Genomic DNA, 8,794 nt, shown 5'->3' with positions numbered 1-8,794 from the left:
TCAATATTTATCTTTCAATGTGCTTTTTTAGTGCTTATTATTTTATGATAAGCACTTTTATATGTTAACAAATCTTATCTTTTTTGTCAACATTTTTTTATTTTTTATTTTTAATTACGCTTCAACTATCACTCATAAGCGACTTTTATATAATAACAAATTGATATTCATATTGCAAGATGTTTTTTTATTTTTTTCATAACTTCTTTAAAATTTTTATGATTTAGTTTATAATAAAACGTGTCTTTTATAGGTGCACAATTGTATAAAAATCATGGAGGTAAATTAAAATGATAAACACTACATTAAATATTGCTATTTTAGGTTATGGGACTGTTGGAAGTGGTGTTGTACATATTCTTAATGAACAAAAACAACAATTAAAACAGTTAACAGGCTACGATATTAAAATCAATTACGTGTTAGTACGTGATAAATCAAAGTATACAACTAGTAATGAAGATAATTTCATTGTTACTGATGATATTAATGATATTTTTAACGATCAATCTATTGATATTATGATAGAGGTTATGGGGAGTGTTTATATTGCTCATAAATATATTAAACGTGCATTAGAAAATAATATTAGTGTGGTTACTGCTAATAAAGATTTAATTGCTTTATATGGAGAAGAACTACAAACTCTAGCAAATAAAAATAAATGTGATTTATTTTATGAAGCTGCTGTAGCTGGTGGTATCCCTATTTTAAGAACAATGGTTAATAGTTTATCTGTTGATCATATTAGTGATGTATTAGGTATTGTTAATGGTACAACTAATTTTATCTTAACTAAAATGACAACTGAAGGATTAGATTATGATGAAGCATTAGAACAAGCACAAGAATTAGGCTTTGCAGAATTAGATCCTACAAATGATGTAGATGGTTTAGATGCTGCACGTAAAATGGTTATTTTAGCACGTCTTGCTTTTAAAACACAATTAAGTTTAGATAGCGTTGCTACTCAAGGTATTAGACAAATAAAAAAATCTGACATGCTTATTGCACAACAATTAGGTTACACAATTAAGTTAATTGGTAGAGCTATTGAAAGAGAAAACAAAGTTGCCATTGAAGTATCACCAACACTCGTTAAACATACACATCCTTTAGCTAGTGTTAACAATGAGTACAACGCTATTTTAATTAAAGGTGCTTCTGTAGGTGAAACAATCTTTTATGGCGCTGGTGCTGGTTCATTACCTACTGCAACTTCAGTTATTAGCGATATTGTTGCAGTTGCGAATAATAAACGACTAGGTGTAAGTGGTCAACAAGTCAATATGACTGAAGTACAACGTCCTTTATTACAAGATGATCAAATTTTATGCAAATATTTTATTAATTTATCTATGTTAGATACTGCTGGACAATTTGCTAATATGACAACTATCTTATCTCAAAAAGGTATTAGTATTGAACAAATTTTACAGCAACCTTCTAATAAAACTGGCTATGCTGATGTATATATCGTTACTCATCAAACTTCTAAAGCAAGTTTTAACGAATGTATCAAAGATTTAAATGCAACGGGTACATTGACAGTGGAAATGTACTATCATGTTGAAGAATAAGGATGTGAAATTATGTTAACAATTAAAGTTCCAGCTACAACTGCCAATTTAGGCCCTGGATTTGATTCTTGTGGATTAGCATTATCATTATATTTACATTTGACAGTTAGACATCCACAAGACGAATGGTATATCGAACATGATTTACCTAACATTTCACATGATATGAATAATTTGATTATAGCTACTGCACTTAAAATCGCACCTCAGTTGCAACCCCACTATTTAATTATGCAAACAGATATTCCTACAACACGTGGCTTAGGTTCAAGTTCATCTGCTATTGTTGCTGGAATTGAACTAGCTAATCAATTAGAAAATTTGAATTTAACTCAAGATGAAAAAATTATGTGGGCAAGTCGTATCGAAGGACATCCGGACAATGTTGCACCAGCTATTTCAGGTGATTTTGTTGTAGCTATGCAAAATGATAAACAAACATTTACTGCACAACACCGCTTCCCTAATTGTGATATTATTGTGTTTATTCCTCAATCAGAATTGTCTACCGAATTGAGTCGTAGTGTATTACCTAAAGAAATCACAATGCAACAAGGTGTTCAAGCAAGTGCTATTGCTAATTTATTAATTGCAGGTATTACAACTAATAATTTACAACTTGCTGGAGAAATGATGCGTCAAGATTTATGGCACGAACAATATCGTTTATCACTTGTGCCACATTTAACTGATTTAAGAAAAATTTCAGAGCAGTTAGGTGGTTATGGTAGTTGTTTAAGTGGTGCTGGCCCTACTGTTATTACGTTTGCACCGAAAGGTCACCATCAAAAATTTATCCAAGCTTTTCAAAATTATGATGCACAAGCACAAGTAATGACATTAGACATTGATCGCCAAGGTGTTTGTATTAATTTTAACAAACAGGAGGTTTAATATGACGATATCAGTATTAAAATTTGGAGGCACTTCTGTCGGCACAATTGATAAAATTAAAAATATTGCTAATTACTTAGCACAACGTATTAACCAAAAAGAACAACTAATTGTCGTTGTTTCTGCTATGGGAAAAATGACTGATCATTTATTAACACTAGTTAATGAAATATCTGATAAACCAGATGTGCGTGAACTTGATCGATTATTATCTATTGGTGAACAACAAACCATCGCTTTATTAGCTATTGCTTTACAAAATCTTGGTGTACGCAGTCAATCATTAACTGGTGAACAAGCAAGTATTACAACATATGGTTTACATACTAAAAGTAAGATAAAACATATTGATGATAAAGTACTATATGAACATTTAAAAAACAATGATGTTTTAATCGTGGCAGGTTTCCAAGGTGTTAATGAGTTAAATAATGTCACAACTTTAGGACGTGGTGGTTCTGATACAAGTGCAGTTGCTTTAGCTGCAGCAATGCAATGTTCATGTGAAATTTATACTGATGTAACTGGTGTCTTTACGACTGATCCTCGTATTTATCGTTCAGCTTATCAATTATTCGAAATTTCTCATGAAGAAATGCTAGAACTAAGTGCACAAGGTGCGGGTGTCTTGGAAACACGTTGTGTCGAGATCGCTAAAAACTATCAAGTCCCATTATATGTAGCAAAAACTTTATCTAAACAGAAAGGAACATGGATTATGCCTAAAACACAATTAATTGAGCATCGTAAGGTCACTGGTGTAGCACTTGAAAAAGAAATAATTTATGTTAATTTAACTTATCCAATACAAGATAATAAAATTTATCAACAAATTTTTCATACATTAGAACAATATAGTATTAACATTTTTATGTTATCTCAATGTATAAATGAAAATAACACACAACTAACTTTTAGTGTTAAAAAGACAGAACATCATTTTTTAACTGAAGCATTAGATAGTTTAGTTGAACAGTATAATTCGATACAATATCAATTAGATTTACATAAATCTAAAATTACAGTTGTTGGTTTAGGCATGCGTGATACAGGTGGTGTTATTCGACATATATTTGATACTTTAATTACAAATGATATTTCATTCTATCAAGTAGCTGAATCTGAACTAAGTTTATCTTTCATTATCGACAATAAAGATGGTCAAAAAGCAGTTGAAATGTTATGCGAGAAATTCAATTTATAAAATAAAAGGTTGCATCTCTTTTGAGACTTGCAACCTTTTTATTATTAATAATTTAATCAATTAATGCTTCGTATCTATCTAATAATTTAGACATTGTTTCAATTGCTTTTTCAATTGGTGCGGCTTGTGTCATATCAACACCTGCTGCTTTCAACACTTCAATTGGATAATCAGAAGATCCTGCTTTTAAAAATTTATTGATATATCGTTGTGCTACCGGTAAACCTTGCTCTAAAATTTGTGCACTTAATGCTTCTGCTGCACTAATCCCCGTTGCATATTGATAAACATAATAATTAAAATAGAAATGCGGAATTCTTGCCCACTCTGATTCAATTTCACGATCAACTTTAATAGCATCCCCTTGATATTTTTGTACTAGATCATAATACATATCATTTAAACGTGATGCTGTTAAAACATCATTATTTGTAATTTCTTCATTAATCAGATGTTCAAATTCAGCAAACATTGTTTGACGGAATAATGTGGCAACTAAACGATCTAACTGTGTGTTTAAAATAGCAATTTGTTTAGTCTTATCACCTTCATATAAATTAAATAAGTACTCTGATAATAATGCTTCATTACATGTTGATGCTACTTCAGCAACAAATATTGAATAATTTGCATATTGTTCTGGTTGATTATTAAACGTGTAATATGAATGAATTGAATGCCCTAACTCATGAATTAAAGTATACATGCTTGACCAATCATTTTGCCAATTTAATAAAATATATGGGTGTGTGCCTTTAGTACCCGATGAATAACCACCAGAACGTTTACCTGGTGTTTCATACACATCAATCCAACGTTCTGTAATACTACGTTCTACTAAACTCACATATTCTTCACCTAATGGTGCTAAAGCTTTTTTACATACATCAATAGCTTCATCAAATGTTATTGATGTATCCATATTTGCAGTTAGTGGTGCATAAATATCATACATATGCAATTCATCTACATTTAACAAACGTTTTCTAAGTGCAACATAACGATGTAAAACATGCAAATTATTATTAATCGTATTTACTAAATTATCATAAACAATTTCCGAAATATAATTATTAGTTAATGCGGCTTCTCGGGTAGATTGATATTTTCTCACTTTAGCATTAAATGCTAAAGATTTTAAATGTGCAGTCAAAATGGCTGCCATTGTATTTTCATGTGCTTTAAATTGTCGATACATAGATTTAAACGCAGATTGACGTAATGTTCTATCTTGTTTATGTAAGTATGTACCGTATGTGCCATGTGTTAATGGTAAATGTTCTCCATCTGAATTTTCTACATCATCGAATTTTAAATCTGCATTATCTAATTGTTGAAAAATAGTTTTAATACTTCCTAAAGGATTTTGTACTAAAGATAAAATTCGTTCTTCTTCTATAGATAATGTGTGCAAACGACTTTGATTTAATTTTTCTAATTCAAATCGATAAGCTTGTAATGGCGCATATTCTTGTAAAAATTGTTGAATTTTACTGTCATCAATTAATAGTAATTCAGGCGTGAAAAATGACCATGCTGTCATAAAATCATTATAGACACTTTGCATCTTCCCTATCATTTGTGTATAATGACTATTCGTTTTATCAGTATCGTTATTTAAATGTGCGTAAGTATAGGCAACTGAAACAAGATGATATGTTTTATAATATACTTCAAACGCTTGATATAATTGCTCGGCACTTTGTGATAATGTATCTTTATAACTAGCTGCCTGTGCAATTAACTCATTAATTTCTTGTAATGTTGTGTCAAATTGTGCTTCTGTTTTAAAGATTGCTGCTAAATCCCACTTATATTGTGTTGGTATTTCTTCCCTAGATTGATAATTCATATTTCTCCCCCCACTATTTATTTATCATATTCTTCTAATTTTTCTTTAATATAGTCTTTAACTTCTTCAGAGAATGAACTACGTAAAGCAAAATCAATTGTCGTTTTAATAAATCCTAAACGTTCACCAACATCATAACGATGACCTTCAAAATTATAAGCATATACTTTTTGTTTTTCATTTAACATTTGAATGGCATCTGTTAATTGAATTTCTCCACCAGCACCAATTTGTTTTTTAGCTAAATATTTAAATATATCTGGTGTTAAAACATAACGACCCATAATAGCTTGATTTGACGGTGCTGTACCTAATTTTGGTTTTTCAACAAATGTTGATACTTCATATAGTCTATCATCTTGTTTTGAAGGATCGATAATACCATAGCGATCTGTTTGAGATTCAGGTACAGTTTGCACCCCAATTACTGAACAACCTGTTTTATCGTATTCGTTAATTAATTGTTTAATTGCTGGTTCACCATTTTCATTTAAAACAATATCATCTCCTAATAATACCGCAAATGGTTCATCTCCAATGAATGATTTAGCTGTATAAATAGCATCACCTAAACCTTTCATTTCTTTTTGACGAACAAAGAAAATATTAGCTAAATTTGATGCATGCTGTACAGAATCTAACATCGAAATTTTACCTTTATTTAATAAATCCATTTCTAATTCTGGATTACGGTCGAAATGATCTTCTATTGCACGTTTTTGTTTTCCTGTAATAATAATAATATCTTCAATACCTGCAGCAACTGCTTCTTCTACAATATATTGAATAGTTGGTGTATCAATAATAGGTAACATCTCTTTGGGCATTGCCTTAGTTGCGGGTAAAAATCTTGTACCGTACCCTGCAGCTGGAATAATTGCTTTTTTTACCTTTTTAAATTCAGACATTTTTATCTCCTCTATTTCTATTATATGTATAATTTGTTTCATTATATCATAAAATCATACTACTTGGGACTGATAATTGTATTCGTTTTTATTTTTACCCCTCTATATAATAAAAATATTCGATTTCTACAATGTAAAAATCGAATATTTGTTATTTTGATTGTGTATCACTCGTTGCTTCTAATTCTTTTGATAACGATATAATATTTAGTTGTTCTGGAATATTATCATAAATATCTTGTGCACCAAGTTCCATCTCTAAATAAGCTGGCGTAACATGTTGCTGAATTTCTGATATAGACTCTATTTTTGTTTGATAAGTATCTGATAATAACGGATAAATATAACCACTATATCTTACATTCATCAAATCATCTTTATGTGGTTGTGGTAAGCCAAGTTGATGTCTTAGTAACGTCGATAATTCAAAGAGATGATTTGGACTAGGATAATAATAATAAACATCGTTGTAATATAAATCATAACCTTCAATTTGATGCGTTTCTAAAGTAAAATCTTTTTTTAAATAATGTGTTAATAAAGTTATAACTTGCGTTTCTGTTAAATTATGTGTCACATTTTTACCAGCAATATCAATTAAATCAGTGACAGCAGTGATATTATTTAAAGATTTTGCTTTAGACAATATCGCTTGAATTGCTTCCATTTGACGTTGTCCACGTGCCATATCACTATCATAATAACGTGATCTTACAAAAGCTAATGCTTGTTCTCCATTTAATAAATGCTTACCTTTTTTTAGATGAATTGTATTTTCTACTCCTTCTGCATTTTGTTCATCCATATCAAAAGGAATATTGACTTCTATACCACCTAATTTGTCTACTACAGATTGAAAAGCTTTAAAATTAATTCTAATATAAAAATCTACCGGTACATTCAATAAATTTTCAACAGCATTCATACTAATTCGTGGTCCTCCTTCAGCATGTGCATGTGTAATCTTATCATAATATTTTAATGGTGCAATATAAGTTAAAGAGTCGCGTGGAATACTCACTAAATCAATACGTTCATTAATGGTATTAATTGTTGTTAAAATAATAGAATCTGTTCTTGAATCTTCTATTGTTTGCCCCTCTGCTTTACGACTTTCATTTTCATCAATACCTAAAATTAAAATAGATATTTTATTTAAATGTTCATCTATAGGTACTTCTCTCAATGTAGAAGGTGCCACATCTTTAAAAGTATTATTTAATACAGAAAAGAATTTATCTTGAATATGATAAGCATAACCTACACCACCAATAAATAATATTAACAATAAACTAATAATATAACGTTTCCATTTACGTTTAGGTTTTTCATCATTGCTTAATCTATCGTTTCTGCTGTATTCTTCTGACATATTTTAATTCTCCTGCGAAGTATATTTTAATTCAATATATTGTTGTGAATGAATTAATAATCGATGTTGATTGGATGTTAAATCTGTTATCCAAACTTTAAAATCATCTACTTGTTCAATAGGTACTTGAATATGGTACGTAACTTTATCAGTCCAAGTGGTATCTAACATAATATAATTACTATTATGCAATGCATGTTCTAATTTACCGGTCAATGTATAATCTACAACAATATCTATTGGCACAACTATTTTTTTAATGACTAAACCAATCATTTGAATACCTTCTGATACTGACTTGCCATAAGCTCTTATCAGACCACCAGCACCTAGTTTAATACCTCCAAAATAACGTGTAACGACTACTACTGTATTTTTTATTTGTTGCTTTTTTAATACTTCAAGCATAGGTACACCTGCTGTACCTGTAGGTTCGCCATCATCATTAGCTTTTTGGATTTCATCATTATCTCCGATACAATAGCATGAACAATTATGCGTTGCATTATGATGTTGCTTTTTTACTTGTTCAATAAATATTTTCGCTTCTTCTTCAGTGTTTATTCTTGATAAATGACAAATAAATCTAGATTTTTTTATATCAATTTCATGATGACCGTTTCTTGCAACTGTAATTAAATTATTTTTCATGCTAACTCCTTAAATAAAGAAATTTACTGTATTATACCATATTTTAGCATCTATGTGAGTTAAGTTATCACAACTTTATTAAATTTTAATATAAATATATATTCTATATAATAAAATAAATAACCCAAAAGATTTTCACAATCTTTTGGGTTATTTTGATAATATAACTCATTACATTTCTTTAAAATTTCATTAAAGAATAGATAATAATTTATATTTTTTATTGGTTCTTCTTACGACGTAAACCTACTAAACCTAATACTGCTGCCAATAATCCTACACCTGTAGCCGACGTTGATGTCGAATTCATACCTGTATCTGGTAATTGTTTCA

At 29.7% G+C, this 8,794-nt stretch carries 8 protein-coding genes; 3 read left to right on the top strand and 5 right to left on the bottom strand.

Features of this window, described 5'->3' with window-relative positions; all coding sequences use genetic code 11:
* The first annotated feature begins 293 nt into the window (after positions 1–293).
* From AC5EAH_RS07185 to AC5EAH_RS07175, 3 genes are read left to right on the top strand one after another with little or no spacing between them, the layout of a single operon-like run.
* Positions 294–1,580 carry a homoserine dehydrogenase gene (locus AC5EAH_RS07185; protein WP_493494097.1) on the top strand — a complete coding sequence of 429 codons (1,287 nt, stop codon included), beginning with the start codon at positions 294–296 and terminating at the stop codon, positions 1,578–1,580.
* 12 nt (positions 1,581–1,592) lie between these two features.
* The gene (thrB, locus tag AC5EAH_RS07180) at positions 1,593–2,474 is read left to right on the top strand and encodes a homoserine kinase (protein WP_493494095.1); all 882 of its coding nucleotides are present in this window, start codon (positions 1,593–1,595) and stop codon (positions 2,472–2,474) included.
* Position 2,475: 1 nt separating this feature from the next.
* On the top strand, positions 2,476–3,678 hold the full coding sequence (locus AC5EAH_RS07175) for an aspartate kinase (protein WP_493494094.1): 1,203 nt from the start codon (positions 2,476–2,478) through the stop codon (positions 3,676–3,678).
* A 52-nt stretch (positions 3,679–3,730) separates the two neighbouring features.
* Here AC5EAH_RS07175 and pepF read toward each other — a convergent pair whose 3' ends face one another.
* The 5 genes from pepF to AC5EAH_RS07150 form a co-directional block, all read right to left on the bottom strand.
* The gene (gene pepF / locus AC5EAH_RS07170; protein WP_493494093.1) at positions 3,731–5,530 is read right to left on the bottom strand and encodes an oligoendopeptidase F; all 1,800 of its coding nucleotides are present in this window, start codon (positions 5,528–5,530) and stop codon (positions 3,731–3,733) included.
* A 17-nt stretch (positions 5,531–5,547) separates the two neighbouring features.
* Positions 5,548–6,438 (bottom strand): UTP--glucose-1-phosphate uridylyltransferase GalU, encoded by an 891-nt coding sequence (gene galU, locus AC5EAH_RS07165; RefSeq protein WP_493494092.1) that lies wholly within the window; start codon positions 6,436–6,438, stop codon positions 5,548–5,550.
* Between the two features lie 151 nt (positions 6,439–6,589).
* A complete protein-coding gene (locus tag AC5EAH_RS07160; protein WP_493494091.1) occupies positions 6,590–7,810 on the bottom strand; it encodes an LCP family protein in 1,221 nt (406 codons plus the stop codon).
* 3 nt (positions 7,811–7,813) lie between these two features.
* Positions 7,814–8,461, bottom strand: a complete 648-nt coding sequence (locus AC5EAH_RS07155) for a YigZ family protein (protein ID WP_493494090.1) — start codon at positions 8,459–8,461, stop codon at positions 7,814–7,816.
* Between the two features lie 220 nt (positions 8,462–8,681).
* Positions 8,682–8,794 (bottom strand): LPXTG cell wall anchor domain-containing protein (locus tag AC5EAH_RS07150; protein ID WP_493494096.1); only part of this gene is annotated, 113 nt, incomplete at its 5' end.

The organism is Staphylococcus sp. B1(2026) (genome assembly GCF_058895785.1).
The sequence above is the reverse complement of the archived record's forward strand: the minus strand, read 5'-3'. Positions and strand labels throughout refer to the sequence as shown.